Raw genomic sequence first — 16715 nt, 5'->3', positions numbered from 1 at the left:
CGGCAGTTGCGATCGGTGCCGGTACCCCCAAAGGGGGATTTTTTCAGCCTCTAGGTCCTGTAATCGGCGTTGATGCGCACGTAGTCGTAGGAGAGATCGCTGGTGTAGACCGCGGCTTCCCCGCTTCCCAGCTTCAGGTCGATGGTGACCTTGAACTCCTTTTGCTGCAGCACGCGGGTGCCGGCCGCCTCGGCGTCGCCGCCGGCGAAGATCCCGCCGGAAGCCATCACCACGTCGTCGAAGCGGATCTCCACCTGCTGCTGCTCCACGCTGGCGCCGGAGTAGCCGACCGCGGCGATGATCCTCCCCCAGTTGGCGTCCTGGCCGAAAAAGGCGGTCTTCACCAGCAGGGAGTTGGCGACGGCGAGTGCGGCGGTCTTCGCGTCGGCGTTGGTGGCCGCCCCCTTGACCCTGATCTCGACGAACTTGGTGGCACCCTCGCCGTCTTTCACGATCAGCTTGGCAAGCGACAAGAGGAGGTCGTGCAAAAGGGCGCGGAAGGCGTCCCCTTCCGGGGTCCCCCCCTTGATCACCGGGTTTGCCGCCGCGCCGTTGGCGATGACGAGCGCCGTGTCGTTGGTGGAGGTATCGCCGTCCACCGTGATGGCGTTATAAGAGCCGTCCACCGCCTCGGCGAAGGCGCTCTTCAAGAAAGCGCCGTCCACGGCAGCGTCGGTCACCAGGAATGAGAGCATGGTGGCCATGTTGGGCTGGATCATCCCGGCACCCTTGGCTATGCCCCAGATGCTGTATGGCGTTCCACCCGCCTCCCCCTCGCGCCGCTCGATCTTCGCGAAGGTGTCGGTGGTCATGATGGCGGTCGCCACGTCCTCCAGGGTGCCGTGGTCGAGTTGATCGACCAGGGGCTGGATTCCCTTGCGGAAACGGTCCATGGGGAGCTGCTGCCCGATGACCCCGGTCGAGGCGATCAGCAACTCCTCGTCCGGAAGCCCGAGGGCCTCCGCCGTTTTGCGTCCGCATTCCAGCGCGTCCAGCATCCCCTGTTCGCCGGTGCAGGCGTTGGCGTTGCCGGAGTTGACCAAAAGAGCGCGGCAGGAGCCGTTTTCGGAGCGCTCGCGCGAAATTATGACCGGAGCCGCCTGGACCTTATTGGTGGTGTAGACCGCGGCGACCTTGGCCGGCAGGTCGGAGAATATAAGCGCCAGATCGAGGCGACCTGGCTTCTTGATGGCCGCCTCAACGGCGGAAAAGCGAAAACCTTTCATGCGAACTCCTAAAGGCAGATAAAGATAGAGATAAAGATAAAGGTAAAGCTTAAGAACATCCCAGATTTTGTCGAAAAATCACCATCTTGTTTACGGTTTTTCTCAATCTCAATCTGTTTATTCTCAATCTGCTTCACCTCTCAATCTGCTTCATCTCTGTTTTCATTACTTGCCGCAGCACTTTTTGTACTTCTGGCCGGAACCGCAGGGGCAGGGATCGTTTCTACCCGCGCTCCTCTTGCTCTTGGAGGGCATCTGCGCGGGCGCCGACGCGGCCTCCTCGTCCACCAGGTTGAAGACCATCCGCTGCTGGGGCTGCTCCAGTTCGAACTGCTCCATCTCTTCTTCGCTTCCCACCTGCACCCAGAAGATCTTCTCCACCACCTCTTCCCTGATGCGCAGCATCATGTCCATGAAGAGCTTGTAGGCTTCCCTCTTGTACTCCTGCTTGGGATCCTTCTGGCCGTAGCCGCGCAGCCCGATCCCCTCTTTCAGGTGGTCGATGGAAAGGAGGTGGTCCTTCCACTGGGCGTCGATGACCTGGAGCATGATCACCTTGATCAGGTGGTCCATCAGGTCGTCGCCGAACTCGGTCAGCCGCTGCTGGAAACGCTCGCGGGCGGTGGTCCTCAGGGTCTCCTCGAAGTTCACCGGCGTGATCCGGTCCATCAGGTCCGGGGTGAGGTCCAGATGGAAGCCGAACACCTTCTGCACGCTGTCGGTGATCCCCTGCCAATCCCACTCGCGGGCGGGGGTCCGGTCGATGACGTAGGCGGAGACGATGTCGCCGACGGTCTCCTCCATCATCCCGGTGAAGCTGTCCCGGATCTCGTTCCCGGCGAGAATCTCTTTTCTCTGGGTGTAGATCACCTCGCGCTGCTTGTTCATGACGTCGTCGTACTCGATCAGGTGCTTCCTGATCTCGAAGTTGTGCGCCTCGACCTTTTTCTGCGCGTTCTCGATGGCGCGGGTGATGAGGCCGTGGGTGATGGCCTCACCCTCCTCGATTCCCAGCTTGTCCATGATCATGGAGACGCGCTCGGAGCCGAAGATGCGCAAAAGGTCGTCCTGCAGCGAAAGGTAGAACCTGGAGGAGCCGGGGTCACCCTGGCGGCCGGAACGGCCGCGCAGCTGGTTGTCGATACGGCGCGATTCGTGGCGCTCGGTGCCGAGGATGTGCAGGCCGCCCAGGGCAACCACCTCGTCATGCTCGACGGCGCAGACCGGCTTGTTCTTTTCCACCAGGAGGTTGAACTGCTTCTGGTGCTCGGCGAGCACCTGCTGCTCCAGTTCCTCCAGGTCGATCTCGCCCTCCTGTTTCAGGCATGAGGCGACGACGGGCATGATCCCGGGGTACTCGCGCTCCAGGGACTGCAAGAGCTCCTTCTCCGGGAGATCCTTGGAGAGGGTCTCCATGAAGGCGGCCATGAACTCTTCGGTCCTTGCCTCAGGCGTCCCCTTGAACTCCTGCCGGGCGAGGCCGTCGGGGTTCCCGCCCAGAAGAATGTCGGTACCGCGGCCTGCCATGTTGGTGGCGATGGTGACCATCCCCTTGCGCCCCGCCTGCGCTACGATCTCCGCCTCTTTCTCGTGCTGCTTCGCGTTCAGGACGAAGTGCGGGATACTCTGGCGCTTCAACAGCTCGGAGAGCTCCTCGCTCTTTTCGATGGAGATGGTGCCGACCAGGATCGGCTGCCCCTTCTCGTGCAGCTCCTTGATCTCGCCTATGACCGCGTTGAACTTCTCGCGCTCGGTCTTGTAGATCACGTCCGGGAAGTCCGGGCGCAAAAGCGGGCGGTTGGTCGGGATCACCACCACGTCCAGTTTGTAGATCTTGTGGAACTCCTCCGCCTCGGTGTCGGCGGTACCGGTCATGCCGGAGAGCCTTTCGTACATGCGGAAGTAGTTCTGGAAGGTGATGGTGGCAAGCGTCTGGTTCTCGTTCTCGATCTTCGCCCCTTCCTTCGCCTCGATCGCCTGGTGCAGCCCGTCGGACCAGCGGCGCCCCGGCATGAGGCGCCCGGTGAACTCGTCGACGATGATGACCTCGTTGTCCCGGACCACGTAGTCGACGTCCCTCTTGAATAGGGCGTGTGCCCTCAAGGCCTGCTGGGTGTGGTGCAGGACCTCCATGTTGCGGGGATCGTAGAGGTTCTCGATCTTCAGGAGCTTCTCCACCTTGAGCACGCCTTCCTCGGTGAGGGTGGCGCTCTTCGCCTTCTCGTCCACGGTGAAGTCGCCGGTGTAGGTCTTCCTCTTGCCGGAGAGGGTGTTCGCCTCGACCTCGATCACCTCACCCCTCTTAAGGAGCGGGATGATGCGGTCGATGATGTAGTACTTGTCGGTCGAGTCCTCGGTGGGGCCGGAGATGATGAGCGGGGTCCTCGCCTCGTCGATCAGGATGGAGTCCACCTCGTCGACGACAGCGAAGTTGAAGGGGCGCTGCACGTACTCGTCCAGGTCGAACTTCATGTTGTCCCTGAGGTAGTCGAAACCGAACTCGTTGTTGGTGCCGTAGGTGATGTCGGCGGCATAGGCCTCGCGCCGCTCGTGGTCTTCGAGCCCGTGCACGATGACGCCGACGGAAAGCCCCAGGAACTTATGGATGCGCCCCATCCAGTCGGAGTCGCGCTTGGCCAAGTAGTCGTTCACCGTGACCACGTGCACGCCCTTACCGGAAATGCCGTTCAAGTAGGAGGGGAGCGTCGCCACCAGGGTCTTACCTTCGCCGGTCTTCATCTCGGCGATCTTGCCGGAGTGGAGCACCATGCCGCCGATCAGCTGCACGTCGAAGTGGCGCATGCCGAGGACCCGCTTTCCCGCTTCACGGCAGACGGCGAACGCCTCGGGGAGCATAGAGTCGAGGCTTTCGCCGCGGCTGTAGCGTTCCTTGAACTGGGCGGTTTTGCCGCGCAGCGCCTCGTCGGAGAGCTTGACCAATTCGGGCTCCAGCTGGTTTATCCGCTCGACGATGGGCCACATCCGCTTCAATTCCCGCTCGTTTTTGCTCCCGACTAACTTCTTTATCAGCGCTCCAAACATCTATCGATTCTCCTTGGCCGTAGAAACAGTGATGAAAAAACAAGGTACGCTACCATAAAAGTGAGAAAGCCTCAACTGAAAAGGCTTCAGCGGCGGGCACCTAACAGCACTGTTTCATTCACCCCCCTTCGCGGCGCCGCAAGCCTCTCATCCCCCCTCCCAACCTCCCCCCTCCGGTGGTAGGAGAGCCCGGGGGCCGCGCCTGTGCCGCCGGTGCCGGTTCCCTTTCCCTTCCCAAAAGCTCCTCCTTGCATTCCGCTGGGGCTCTCTTTATAATGAGCCCGCCAAAAAGGAGCCCTGCAACTTGGAAACAGTACCATTTAACGAAGAACTCATCGACACCCATCTCGTAGTCGACGTACGCACCCCCCTGGAATACGAGGAGGATCACCTCCCCGGCGCCATCAACGTCCCGCTTCTCACCAACGAAGAGCGGGTGGAGATCGGCATCCTGCATAAAGAGACCGGCCCGCATGCCGCAAGGAGAAGGGGGCTCGAGCTCACCGCGCACCGCTTCCCGCAAATGGTGGAGGAGATAGCGACAGCCGCGGCGGGAAGGCCGATCCTCGTCTACTGCTGGCGGGGAGGGCTCAGGAGCAAGACGGTCACCGTCATCCTGGATCTCGCCGGCTTCAAGGCGGTGCAGCTGCAAGGAGGGTACAAGAGCTTCCGCCACGAGGTGAGCGAGTACTTCACCCCCTTCACCCCCAAGGCGCCGCTCGTCGTCTTGCACGGCATGACCGGCATCGGCAAGACCACGCTTTTGCAGCGCCTGAAAGAGCGCGGCAACTCGGTGCTCGATCTGGAGGGGCTCGCCTGCCACCGCGGTTCCGCCTTCGGCCAGCTGGGATTGAACCAGACCCTCACCCAGAAGCGCTTCGAGACCCTTTTGTGGGACGAGATCAGGAAGGCCCCGGCGGGGCGCCCACTCATCCTGGAAGGGGAGAGCGAGCGCATCGGGCGGGTGTCGCTTCCCGGGGACTTCTACCAGAAGATGGCGGCCGGCATCAGGGTCTGGTGCCACGCGCAGCTCAAGACCCGGGTGCAGCGGCTCATCGACGAGTACGGTCTTCCCGGCTACAAGGAAGAGATGGCGGTAGCGCTGCAGAGGATCCGGAAGAAACTGGGCGGGAAAAGGTGCGAGGAGCTGGCGGAAAACCTGGAGAAATGGGAGCTGGAGCCCTTCATGGCGGGACTTGTGAACGACTACTACGACAAGGTCTACTACAAAAACCGCAGCTGGGAGGCGGACACGGAGCTTGGCATGGAGGATTTCGACCAGGCGGCCGTCGAGCTGGAGCGCTATCTATCCCTGCGTTTCAAAACGGATGGCGCGAGCGCCTGACCCGGTATTTCGCCAGCAGCTCCACCGGGTGGTAGGAGAGCTTCGCCTGCCTCAAGGCGGGCTCCCCCAGGTCCTGCTCCCGATTCAGGTAGCTGCACTCGGGGAAGAGGAGCCGGGAGAACTCTCGGTCCAGCAACTGGTACAGCCCCTCCAGGAACAGGTCCCCCTTCTCAAAATGGCAGACAGCCGTCTCCCGGTTCAGCCGCTCGCCTAGCGCGAACCCCCTCACCGCCCCATCGACCAGCACCACCACCCCCGACAACCCGAGCGCTTCCCTAAGCCTCAGCGCCTCGGTCGCCCCCTCCACCTCCTGGGCGAGCGACGACTCCTCACCGAATTCGGCGCGCACCCGGCGCCACTGCTCCAATAGTTCCAGCGCCCCATCCAGGTGCCCCTCGTTGAAGAGCTCCACCTGGTGGCGGTGCCGCAGCTGGAAGTAATTCACCCGGTTCTTTTTCTTGTGGTACTTTTTGCCGTTAAGTTCCGCCATCTCCTGTTTCAGATGCAGATAGTCGAAATTGTCGCGGTCGGGGACCACTTCGAGCCCAAAGTTTGGGAGATAGCGGGAGAGGAAACCGTCGTCGGCGCCGTAGAGGGTGAGTCCTTCATCGAGAAGCCTGCGGGTCGCGGCGGCAATGTCGCCGCCAAAGGGGGGAAGAAAATAGGGGGAGCCGTCGTAGCCGCGCCCAAGCGCCAGCACCGCGTCCCCCAACCGGGTAAGCCTGTAGTCGTGCGCCTTCCTGAATAGATAGAGGTTCGCGAAGGTGAGTTCGGAGACCCGCGGCTGCAGCGCGTCGAAAAGCGGGTCCAGCTGCGACTTGTCGTCGACGTTGATCCCCCTGGAGTTGGGGTACTGCGGGATTTCCATGGCGGCTCCGGAAAAAAATTTTCAACAGTATACCGACATATTTGCAAAAATGCGAAAAAACGCTGGCAATTGCCGCGCCGTATACGATAGTATTGCGAACGTTGTTTTACACTGGCCGAAAAGTACCTATCCGGCCACAGCGACAGGGCCTACGCCTAAACCGATTCAGCCGGGGGAGCCGTGCAGAAGTACCTCTTCGCCTTCATAAACAAACTGAAACTGCGCTGGAAGATGGTGGTGCTGGTGTTGCCGCTGGCGATCATACCGATCTTCCTCGTGGGCGGGGTCATCGGCTACATCTCCACCAAGCAGGCCTATCTGGGGATCACCCAGACCAGCAAGGACGACCTGCAGCACATGGCCGGCTTCACCGTCGACCTTTTGAACTCCCACTACCAACAGTTCCAGGTCTACAAGCAGGACAAGGAGAAGACCTTCCACGAAGAGTTGAGGACGGTGAGCGAGCTTGCCTTCAACGTGGTGAAGTCGCAGCAGAGCCTGCAGCAAAAAGGGCGCATGGACATGGCGGCGGCGCAGCGCGAGGCGCGTAACGCCCTGGCCAAGGTAAACGTGGGGAAGACCGGCTACATCTACGCCATGAACAGCCGCGGAGAGCTGAAGGTCCACGTGGCGCAGGAAGGGGTCAACGTCTTTGACAGCCGGGACGAGACCGGGCGCTACTTCATCCGCGAGATGATAGAGAAGGCCCGCCGCTCGAAGCCCGGCGAGGTGCTCTACATCGTCTACCCCTGGCGCAACGCGGCACTGGGCGACAAGTCGCTCAGGAAGAAGGTGGTGGCCTACCGCTACTTCAAGGAGTGGGACTGGATCATCGCGGCAGGGGGTTACCTGGAGGAGACCTACGAGGACGTGGCCTTCGAGCGCCGCTCCTTCCAGGAGTTGAAGGAAAAGATCAAGGGTAAGAAGGTGGGCAAGACCGGCTACATCTTCGCCATGGATACCTCGGGTAACTTCATGATCCACCCGACCGGGGAGGGAAAGAACTTCCTGAACGCGGTCGATTTCAGCGGGCAGCATTTCATCAAGGAGATGTGCGAGAGGAAAACCGGCTGGATCCGCTACCCCTGGAAGAACAAGGGGGACAGCGGCCCCAGGATGAAGATCGTCCGCTACGAGTACTTCCAGCCCTGGAACTGGATCGTCGCGGTAGGCTCCTACGAAGAGGAGTTCTACCAGGAGGCGAACGTGATCAAGGGGCGCATCATGGAGAGCATGGTGGTGCTCACCATCCTGGTAAGCGTGATGGCCGTGTTCCTGGTGCTTCTTGCCTCCAGGGTGATGACCGAGCCGATTTCCAGGATGATCGAGGTGATCAGGAGGGTGAAGCAGGGGCGCCTGGACGAGACCATGAAGGTGGAGACCCAGGACGAATTGGGGGAACTCGCCACCGCCTTCAACCGGATGACCAAGATCATCAAGCACAACAAGGAGCTGGAGGCGAACCTGGCCCAGCAGGGGAAGATGGCGTCCTTAGGCGTCCTCTCCTCGGGCGTCGCCCATGAGATCAACAACCCGCTCGGGGTGATACTGGGGTACGCCGCGTATATAGAGAAGAAGCTCTCCCCGGACGACCCCAACTACCGGTTCATCCACGAGATCAAGCGCGAGAGCAAGCGCTGCAAGAAGATCGTGCAGGACCTCCTCTCCTACGCCCGCACCCCGCAGCCGGTGCTGGAGCCGACCGACCTGAACGCGCTTTTGGAGCAGATCGTGGACTTCGCCGCGAACCACACCGACATGCACCACGTCTCGGTGGAAAAAAGCTTCGACCCCTCGCTTCCGGAGATCATGGTGGACGGCGACCAGTTGCGCCAGGTGGCGATCAACCTGATCCTGAACGCCGGCGCCGCCATGCAAAAGGGGGGAAAGCTCGTGGTCAGCACCCAAAACGGGGAAGACAACTGCGTGAGCCTCAAGTTCTCCGACAACGGCGCGGGAATCGCGGCCGAGCACATGGAGCGGATCTTCGAGCCGTTTTTCACCACCAAGGTCAAGGGAACAGGGCTCGGGCTTGCCATCACCAGGCAGATCGTCGAGCAGCACCACGGCAAGATCGGCATCGAGAGCGAGATCGGCGCCGGGACCACGGTCGAGGTGCGGCTGCCGATCAACCGGGACGACTACTGTTAAGATAAGTGCCGCCCCGCTGCGGGGAGAGGTACGGAGGGCTAAGCGTGACAGGAAAGAAAAGGATCATGGTGGTGGACAACGAGGAGGGGCTATGCCGCATGATGGAGGCGGTCCTCTCCGACAATGGCTATGCGGTCACCGCGCACACCAGGAGCTTCGAGGCGGCCGAAAGCTTCCAGGCGGGCCAATGGGACCTCTTGGTGACCGACATCAAGATGCCGGGGATGGACGGGCTGGAGCTTTTGCAGAAGGTAAAGCAGAAGGACCCGGCACTCCCGGTCATCATGGTCACCGCCTACGCCACCGTGGAGATGTCGATACAGGCGCTCAGGAAGGGAGCTTACGACATGCTCACCAAGCCCTTCGAGCCCGAGGAGCTCCTGTACCGGGTGAAGAACGCCCTGCAGCACACCCGCCTCATGGAGGAGAACCGCGAACTCCGGGAGGAGCTTGTGGGGAGGTTCAACTTCGGCAACATCATCGGCGCCTCCACCGCGCTCAAGGAGGTCCTGGAGCGCGTGGAGAAGCTCGCCGTGCGCGATACCTCGGTGCTGATCACCGGCGAATCCGGCACCGGAAAGGAGCTGATAGCGCAGGCGATCCACTACAACTCCCCCAGAAAGGAGAAGAAGTTCGTCGCCATCAACTGCGGCGCCCTCCCCGCCTCCCTTTTGGAAAGCGAACTCTTCGGCTACCGCAAGGGGGCCTTCACCGGGGCGGCGGAGAACCGCCGCGGGCTTTTGGAGACCGCCGACGGCGGCACCCTCTTTCTCGACGAGGTGGGAAACCTCCCCATGACGGTGCAAAAGACGCTTTTGCGCTTTCTGCAGGAACAGGAGTTCAACCGGCTGGGGGACCCCACCCCCACCAAGGTGGACGTCCGGGTCCTTTCCGCCACCAACTCCGACATGAAGCAGGCGGTCAAGGCGGGTGATTTCCGCGAGGATCTCTATTACCGCCTGAACGTGGTCAACATCCACCTCCCCCCCCTAAGGGAGAGAAAGGACGACATAGCGCTTTTGGCGGCGCATTTCATCTCGCTTCAGAACTCCAAGTTCGGGACCCAGATCAAGGGGCTCGACCGCGAGGCGCTGGAGGCGGCGGCGGAGTTTCCCTGGCCCGGCAACATCCGGCAGCTTAGAAACGTGATGGAGGCGTGCCTCGCTATGGAGAACAACGACTACATCACCTTCCCGGTCTTGTCCCAGTTCATCGAGGTGGCCCCGCTGGAGACGGGGGGCGAGGCGCCGGCCGAAGAAGGGGAATACGCCAAGGCACTGATGCGCTTCGAGACGGAGTACCTGCGGGGGCTTTTGCGCAAAAACCAGGGGAACGTCGAGGCAGCAGCGAAAGAGGCCGGCACCAACATGGCGACCATCTACCGCAAGATCAAGAAGTACGGCATCAGGAAGGAAGAGTACAACTTGTAAACCGCAGCTTTCCCCGCAAGGCAGCGGAACTATTTGCAGCATTGCAAAAACGACGTTTCTCGCTGTTGCAAGGCTGCAAATGTCCCCTCTCCGCGCCGTCCCAGGTGTCTAACCCGTCTGAAATGCGGCATTTTACCGCCTGACCTCCTCTTTTGCCGGCAAAACCTAAGGCGAGACATCGCGAAGCTCCCCTCTAATTTCAATTTGCGTTTGTGCGAAAGCGCCCATCGTGCGCTACGGCCGCCATGCATCGATCCCCTCCTAACAACGCGTTATTCCTACCTTTAACCGGAACACCAGCTGTAAACTCAAAATTGGTACGGTGGTTGCTAATGGTGTAGACGTCACTCTTTCTTGCTTGAGTATCGTCTGCTTTTTAAAAGGTATTGGGGTCTTATGCGGGAAGCTACGGTCTGCCCTTTCTACGGCAAAAACGATGATTACTGCGACGTCGGCTGCGGCTACATCTCGCCGCACGACGTGAAGCAGATCATCAGTTTCTGCAGCTGCCGTTACGGGGAATGCCTAAAGTACCAGGAGCTTTCCGACCGCGTCCCGCTAGGGGCGCTCGATCACAAGCTTTGCCCGGCGTGAGCCGACGGGCCTCCGGGCGAAGCGACGGTATGAATGGCAAGCAGCAAACCATGTTTTTGATTGCAAAAGGAGAACGGCGATGAGTGAAAAAGAACTTGAACTGCTCTCAAGACTCGAGGAATTAGAGCGGCACACGTGGCGCAACAGCGCCATACTGCGAGCTGTCGCCATGGTAGCCTTCACCGCTATGATCGGCATAGTGATCGCTTCGGGTGTTGTCGGCGGAGGACGCGGCAGCCACTGGTCGGGACCGGCCTGGAACACCATGTGGCTCTACGGCCTTTTCGCAGCCAACGCGGTCTCCATGTTCTGGACCACCCACAAGGAGTAGGAGGACGTCGTCATGCCCATGAAAATGTCCAACATCTTGCTGCTTTTGCTGGTAGTCGTGATCTGCGCGACCTTCTCGCTGCGCATCTTCCAGGGATTGGACGAGATGATGGGTGAGCAGTACTGGGTGGTCGACACGGCCCAGGGGGACCACGGCTGGTACGGCATGGGACTCCTCCCCCACGTAAAGAAGGTCCCCAAGGAAGTGGTCCAGGCGGCGAACACCGACGCGGACGACAAGAACAACTACATCATCTACGCCCAAAACGGCGACTTCGCTGGGAACTCCGTCTACGGCATCTGCCTCGGCATCCCGCTCATCATGTACTTGATCTGGTTTGCCTTCATCCTCGGGTTCCCGGACCGCATCGACCCGTACCTTTTGCCGCGGCGCATCTTCACCCTGACCGTCATCATCATGTGCTCCATCATCGTAAACCTGTTCCTGATGAGAATCGCCGCCGACTTCGCCCGCGACCCCATGTCCCGCATCGCCAACGTAGCCGGCAACCATGCCTCGCTTTTGTTCCACAACGCCGGCATCTGGTTCGCCATCCTCTTTTCGGCCCTTGGGACCCCGAACCACTCCGCCCGCGAGACCGCCGCGCCCGACAGCCGCAACTGGCAGACCCAGGCCAACGAGAAGTTCAACTGGATGTTCGTGCTCCTTTTCGCGGTGACGGTGCTGGAGGTGGCGCTGGTCAAGAACAAGCTCGCGCTCCCGGACGCAGCGGTGGACTACTCGGTCTGGATCATCCTGGTAGTCATCTTCATGCGCATGTTCGGCTTCTCCCCCAAGTATTGGGTGAAGCGCGGACGCGGCATCGGCATCATGATCGCCGGCACCCTGGTCACCCTCCCCATCTTCTACCTCCTGGAGCGTGCCACCGGCACCCTCGGAGCGGGGTTCGCCTCCCCCATCCTTTCCAAGGCGCTAGGACCCGAAAACGCCAACATCGGATTGTCGCTGATGGTATCCATCTATCTCATCTTCTGGATGGAGTTCGCCGCAGCGATACGAATGAACGGACCGTCCAAATCATTGTCTCTGGGAAAACAGTAGCTGCATCTGTTTCTAGAAGTAATTATTTTCAAAGGGAAAGCCGGACTTGGCTTTCCCTTTTTATTTATCAGCTCACACGTTTATACATCTGCAATAAAACAATGTAACTGCTTTTTCCAAGCATCAAAGAATAGCACTAGCTGGCTCTTCTGTTGCAGCAAAAGATCATGATCTATCTTGCCGCGAGCGGCGGTTTCCCTCTCACAAGCTCGTGCCCGGAGTCATCCTGCAGCGACTGTCGTCTTGCCGTTTCACCCCCCACCGATGCCGTTAAGTCCTGAAAACCAGAAGCCTTTGCAGTATTATTTTGCGGAAAGTCCTAAAGTTTTCTTCAGCTATGCCGATAACAAACAGTAGCGGCATTTTCCCACCAAACAATGCGACAGCGTTTGAGTCAGCCGTAAACCTCCGCTACAAAACCACCAAGGCAACCCTCTCCCGCACCAAACCTCTCAGAATAATAAAAAATAATTTAGTCGCACATTTCAATTTTTATCATGTGATTTCAACAAATTACAGCTTACCAGATCCGCAATTTTCATCCCTGACTATTATTTTTTGCTTTAGAACGCTGTTTATTTTTATTGTACATTTGCAAATCATGTGATAAAACAATTTCACGTATACGCTGAAACGCTCCTATAACCCGGGGGCGGTGCAAACAAGGGTGCCATGCACCTCTCTTAAAAAAGCTGAGAACAGAACCAGTTACGGCCGCCAATAACGACAGATCCGTTTAACAAACCAAGTTTCAGAAGCTGCAGAATACGCATCGAAAATAAAAGGAAATCGGAAAGGGGGATTTATCGGAACTTGACCACGGGGGCGGGACGCCGTCACCACAACAGCGCAGCTTACAAGAAAGGAGTGACTACCATGGCAGAAAGACAGTACGACTGGAAAGCAATCGCAAAAAATCCAAAATTCGTGGAACTGCACCACAAGAAGACGGCCTTCCTTTTCGGATGGTGGATCTTCTCCTGCGTGTACTACTTCCTGCTCCCTATCGGGGCGGCGTACACACCGGGGATCTTCAAGGTCAAGATGATCGGCGTCATCAACTTCGGGTATGTCTTCGCCCTCTCCCAGTTCTTCGTCTCCTGGGGAATCGCGCTCTACTACTCGCACGTCGCCAACAAGGACTTTGACCGGTTGACCAGGGAACTGATCGACGAACTGCATCTCTAGGAAAGGAGGAACGACAATGACGATGAAAAAGATATTTATTGCAGCCACCCTGGCCCTCTCCGTTGCCGCTGCCGCCTTTGCCGAAGAGCAAAAGGCAGCCCCGGCCGCAGCCCCCGCGGTGAGCGCACCCGCAGCTCAGGGCGCAGCCCCCGCGGTAGCAGCCCCCGCAGCCCAGGTCAACCAGTCCCAGGCGGTTGCAACGCCCGCCCCGGCCAAGCCCGCTCCGGCCAAAAGGGAGTTAAAGACCAACAGGACCATCACCATCGGCATGTTCATGGTGATCATCGCCATCACCATGGGTGTGGTAGTCTGGGCTGCCAAGCAGACCAAGACAGCTTCCGACTTCTACGCCGCAGGCGGCGGCATCACGGGGACCCAGAACGGCTGGGCCATCGCCGGCGACTACATGTCGGCAGCCTCCTTCCTGGGGATTTCCGGCCTCATCTCGCTCTACGGCTATGACGGGTTCATGTACTCGGTCGGCTGGCTGGTGGCCTACATCACGGTGCTCCTGATCGTGGCCGAACCGTGCCGCAACGCGGGCAAGTACACCCTGGGGGATATCCTCTCCTTCCGTACTTCCCCGAAACCGGTGCGCGCCTTCGCCGCCCTCTCCACCGTCGCGGTCTCCACCTTCTACCTCACCGCCCAGATGGTCGGTGCAGGCAAGCTGATGGCGCTTCTGGTCGGCATCCCCTATAAGATGTCCATCATTGGCGTCGGCATCCTCATGGTCGGCTACGTCGTCTTCGGCGGCATGGTCGCCACCACCTGGGTACAGATCATCAAGGCAGGCCTCCTCATGTCGGGCGCCTTCCTGCTCTCCTTCCTGGTCATGATCAAGGCAGGCTTCAACCCGATCGGCTTCTTCTCCACCATCGTCAACAGCCCCGACATCCAGGACCACGTCTCCAAGCTGGTATTGAAAGACGGCGTCATCCTTGCCGGCGCGGACGCAGGACAGCGCTTCCTTGAGCCTGGCCTCTACATGAAGAACCCGCTGGACCAGATCTCCCTGGGGATGGCCCTCGTGCTCGGCACCGCCGGCATGCCGCACATCCTGATGCGCTTTTTCACCGTCCCGACCGCACAGGCGGCGCGTAAATCGGTCATCATCGCGATGTTCATCATCGGCGGCTTCTACGTCCTGACCACCCTGCTCGGCTTCGGCGCAGCCATCCACCTCACCCCGCAGGGGATCACCCAGGTCGACCCGGGCGGCAACATGGCTACCCTCATGCTGGCTCAGCAGATGGGCGCCGACATCGCACCCGTCTTCGGCGACCTCTTCCTCGCCTTCCTGTGCGCCGTCGCCTTCGCCACCATCCTCGCCGTCGTCTCCGGCCTGGTGCTCGCGGCCTCCGCGGCCATCGCACACGACATCTACGTCAACGTGATCAAAGACGGCCACGCCGACCAGCACGAGCAGGTCTTCGCGGCACGCGCCACCTCCTTCGTGGTAGGCGCCTGCGGCATCATGATCGGCCTCGCGGCCGAGAAGCAGAACGTCGCTCACCTGGTGGCACTCGCCTTCGCGGTCGCCGCTTCCGGCAACCTGCCGGTCGTCATCCTCTCGCTCTTCTGGAGGAAGTTCAACACCGCCGGCGTCATCTCCGGCCTTTTGGTCGGCACCATCGCCTCCATCGCGCTGGTGATGGTCTCCCCCAACATGACCTACCCGAAAGTGGTGGCCGAAGGCGCCAAGAAGGTGGTCGTCGCCATGGAGAAGAAGCAGGCCGCTCTGCCGGCAGGCGAGACCCTCTCCGAGAAAGACGCCAAGGCGCTCGCCAAGGCGAAGGTGGACGCACAGCAGACCGGCACCTCCATGGTCGGCCTGGAGAAGCCGCTCTTCACTCTGAAGAACCCGGGCATCGTCTCCATCCCGCTGGGCTTCATGGCCGCCATCCTCGGTTGCCTCGCCTTCCCGAACAGGCGTTCCGAAGAGATGTTCGACGAGGTCTACGTACGCCAGAACACCGGTTTGGGTATGGCCAAGGCAGTCGAACACTAGCAGCAAACGTATAGGGTTGAATCGACTGGGGGAGGGAAACCTTCCCCAGTTTTTTTGTTTCTGAGGCGGCAAAAAAGGACTGTAACGAGGCCCAAAACCCCTTTTTTTATACCTAGCCATCCGATCCGCTGCAAAACAGTTTTACATCATAGTTTTTTTCTGTAGAATCAACGCCACGATCTCATTTGAAAGCAGGCGGATAGCATGCCACACCGGGTCTACCTACCAGAACCAAGCGACGCGGAACTCCTCAAAGAGCTCCTGGGGGAGGTGCACGCGTACCTGCCGCTTTTGGACCGGGGAGAGATGCGCCGCTTCCTCAACGGGCTTAAGCTCGAAGTCGAAGAAGAGTTGGGAGAGTTGCGCAACGCTTCCGGCGAGGAGGAGCAGCTTCTCGAGCGGGTGCGCCGCGAGTCCGACTACGGCCGGCTCTTCCAGATCCACGAGGAACTGAACCGGATCGAGATGGAGCGTTTCCTCTCCTTCTATTCGGTCACCGCGCTGCACGAGAACTGCACCAGTTACCGCGATGCCCTGGCCGACCGCGCCCTTCAACTGGTAATGGAGGAGATGGGCACCCCCCCGCCGGTCCCATTCGCCCTGATCAGCATGGGAAGCGACGGGCGGGAGGAGCAGACCCTCATCACCGACCAGGACTACCTGATCGTCTACGGCGACGAGGGAGGGGAAGAGGCGGACGCCTGGTTCAGGCAGTACTCCGAGATCCTCGTGGAGCGGCTGGCGGAGATTGGTTTCAAGAAATGCACCGGCGGCATCATGCCCTGCAACGACAATTGGCGCGGTTCGCTGTCGCAGTGGCAGCGGCGGCTTCTGGGGATAGTCCGCTACGAGACCGAGGACTACGGCAAAAACCTGATGGACCTGATCGTACTTTCCGACGCCCGCTTCGTCGCCGGAGACGGCGAGCTCGCCGGAGTCCTGGTAAGCCGGATCCGCTCGCTTTTACAGGACTACTTCATGGCGCTTTGGGGTATGGCCAAGGCGGCCACCGAGATGCGGCTGGCACTAGGGTTTCTGAAGCGCTTCTGGACCGAGGGAAGCGGCGAGCACAAGGGGTGCTTCAACCTGAAGCTCCTCGCCTGGGCGCCGCTGGTGATGAACGTAAGGATTCTCGCCATCAACCAGGGGATCCCCGCCACCTCGACGGTGCGGCGCATCGAGCTTTTGGAGCGCGAGCACAGCTTTTCCGCGGAGAGTGCGCGCGGGCTTATCGAGGCGTACCGGATCCTCACCAAACACCGCATCCTGCTCCAGGTCAAGGTGATCAAGGGGATTCAGGACGACGCCTACTACCTGAACCCCTACTCGCTTCCGGCCGACGAGCGGGAGAGGATCAGGCAGGCGCTTCTGATGATAGAGGACCTGCAGAAGACCATCCACACCAACTTCTCCATAGTTTAGATCCTTGCCCCTGCCCCCGCCGGGGCGGCGGCAAGGAACGGAGGC

The 16715-nt window shown here is 60.0% G+C and carries 12 protein-coding genes; 9 read left to right on the top strand and 3 right to left on the bottom strand.

Annotated elements, in window-relative coordinates; all coding sequences use genetic code 11:
• Nucleotides 1-50 precede the first annotated feature (50 nt).
• Both argJ and secA read right to left on the bottom strand, forming a co-directional pair.
• The gene (gene argJ / locus GBEM_RS07675; protein WP_012529961.1) at nt 51-1226 is read right to left on the bottom strand and encodes a bifunctional glutamate N-acetyltransferase/amino-acid acetyltransferase ArgJ; all 1176 of its coding nucleotides are present in this window, start codon (nt 1224-1226) and stop codon (nt 51-53) included.
• Between the two features lie 165 nt (nt 1227-1391).
• The gene (gene secA / locus GBEM_RS07670) at nt 1392-4268 is read right to left on the bottom strand and encodes a preprotein translocase subunit SecA (RefSeq protein ID WP_012529960.1); all 2877 of its coding nucleotides are present in this window, start codon (nt 4266-4268) and stop codon (nt 1392-1394) included.
• A 304-nt stretch (nt 4269-4572) separates the two neighbouring features.
• On the opposite strand from secA, the gene mnmH reads away from it, so the two are divergent.
• Nucleotides 4573-5613: a tRNA 2-selenouridine(34) synthase MnmH gene (gene mnmH / locus GBEM_RS07665; protein WP_012529959.1), complete on the top strand. Its 1041-nt coding sequence runs from the start codon at nt 4573-4575 to the stop codon at nt 5611-5613.
• Here the strand turns inward: mnmH and GBEM_RS07660 are convergent.
• Nucleotides 5588-6481, bottom strand: a complete 894-nt coding sequence (locus GBEM_RS07660) for a DUF2156 domain-containing protein (RefSeq protein ID WP_012529958.1) — start codon at nt 6479-6481, stop codon at nt 5588-5590. The two genes, mnmH and GBEM_RS07660, sit on opposite strands and share 26 nt — an antisense overlap.
• 180 nt (nt 6482-6661) lie before the next feature.
• Here GBEM_RS07660 and GBEM_RS07655 point away from each other — a divergent pair, with 180 nt between their 5' ends.
• From GBEM_RS07655 to GBEM_RS07620, 8 genes are all read left to right on the top strand, one after another.
• On the top strand, nt 6662-8632 hold the full coding sequence (locus tag GBEM_RS07655; RefSeq protein ID WP_012529957.1) for a cache domain-containing protein: 1971 nt from the start codon (nt 6662-6664) through the stop codon (nt 8630-8632).
• 44 nt (nt 8633-8676) lie between these two features.
• Entirely contained in the window at nt 8677-10062 is a 1386-nt protein-coding gene (locus GBEM_RS07650; protein WP_012529956.1) for a sigma-54-dependent transcriptional regulator, read from the top strand.
• A gap of 396 nt (nt 10063-10458) precedes the next feature.
• Entirely contained in the window at nt 10459-10656 is a 198-nt protein-coding gene (locus tag GBEM_RS07645; RefSeq protein ID WP_012529955.1) for a hypothetical protein, read from the top strand.
• 79 nt (nt 10657-10735) lie between these two features.
• Complete coding sequence (locus GBEM_RS07640) at nt 10736-10987, top strand: hypothetical protein (protein ID WP_012529954.1); 252 nt, start codon at nt 10736-10738, stop codon at nt 10985-10987.
• Between the two features lie 12 nt (nt 10988-10999).
• Nucleotides 11000-12049 (top strand): hypothetical protein, encoded by a 1050-nt coding sequence (locus GBEM_RS07635; RefSeq protein WP_012529953.1) that lies wholly within the window; start codon nt 11000-11002, stop codon nt 12047-12049.
• Between the two features lie 876 nt (nt 12050-12925).
• Nucleotides 12926-13237 carry a DUF485 domain-containing protein gene (locus GBEM_RS07630; protein ID WP_012529951.1) on the top strand — a complete coding sequence of 104 codons (312 nt, stop codon included), beginning with the start codon at nt 12926-12928 and terminating at the stop codon, nt 13235-13237.
• Nucleotides 13238-13259: 22 nt separating this feature from the next.
• Nucleotides 13260-15248: a solute symporter family protein gene (locus tag GBEM_RS07625; RefSeq protein WP_041263099.1), complete on the top strand. Its 1989-nt coding sequence runs from the start codon at nt 13260-13262 to the stop codon at nt 15246-15248.
• A gap of 204 nt (nt 15249-15452) precedes the next feature.
• The gene (locus GBEM_RS07620) at nt 15453-16670 is read left to right on the top strand and encodes a DUF294 nucleotidyltransferase-like domain-containing protein (RefSeq protein WP_012529949.1); all 1218 of its coding nucleotides are present in this window, start codon (nt 15453-15455) and stop codon (nt 16668-16670) included.
• Nucleotides 16671-16715: the final 45 nt, after the last annotated feature.

Source organism: Citrifermentans bemidjiense Bem (genome assembly GCF_000020725.1).
Taxonomy (GTDB): Bacteria; Desulfobacterota; Desulfuromonadia; order Geobacterales; family Geobacteraceae; genus Geomonas; species Geomonas bemidjiensis.
This window is presented reverse-complemented; position numbering and strand designations above follow the sequence as displayed.

Coding starts and splice junctions, on each gene's coding strand:
- argJ (WP_012529961.1), bottom strand. CDS start 1,226: ATGAAAGGTTTTCGCTTTTCCGCCGTTGAGGCGGCCATCAAGAAGCCA.
- secA (WP_012529960.1), bottom strand. CDS start 4,268: ATGTTTGGAGCGCTGATAAAGAAGTTAGTCGGGAGCAAAAACGAGCGG.
- GBEM_RS07660 (WP_012529958.1), bottom strand. CDS start 6,481: ATGGAAATCCCGCAGTACCCCAACTCCAGGGGGATCAACGTCGACGAC.
- GBEM_RS07645 (WP_012529955.1), top strand. CDS start 10,459: ATGCGGGAAGCTACGGTCTGCCCTTTCTACGGCAAAAACGATGATTAC.
- GBEM_RS07640 (WP_012529954.1), top strand. CDS start 10,736: ATGAGTGAAAAAGAACTTGAACTGCTCTCAAGACTCGAGGAATTAGAG.
- GBEM_RS07635 (WP_012529953.1), top strand. CDS start 11,000: ATGCCCATGAAAATGTCCAACATCTTGCTGCTTTTGCTGGTAGTCGTG.
- GBEM_RS07630 (WP_012529951.1), top strand. CDS start 12,926: ATGGCAGAAAGACAGTACGACTGGAAAGCAATCGCAAAAAATCCAAAA.
- GBEM_RS07625 (WP_041263099.1), top strand. CDS start 13,260: ATGAAAAAGATATTTATTGCAGCCACCCTGGCCCTCTCCGTTGCCGCT.
- GBEM_RS07620 (WP_012529949.1), top strand. CDS start 15,453: ATGCCACACCGGGTCTACCTACCAGAACCAAGCGACGCGGAACTCCTC.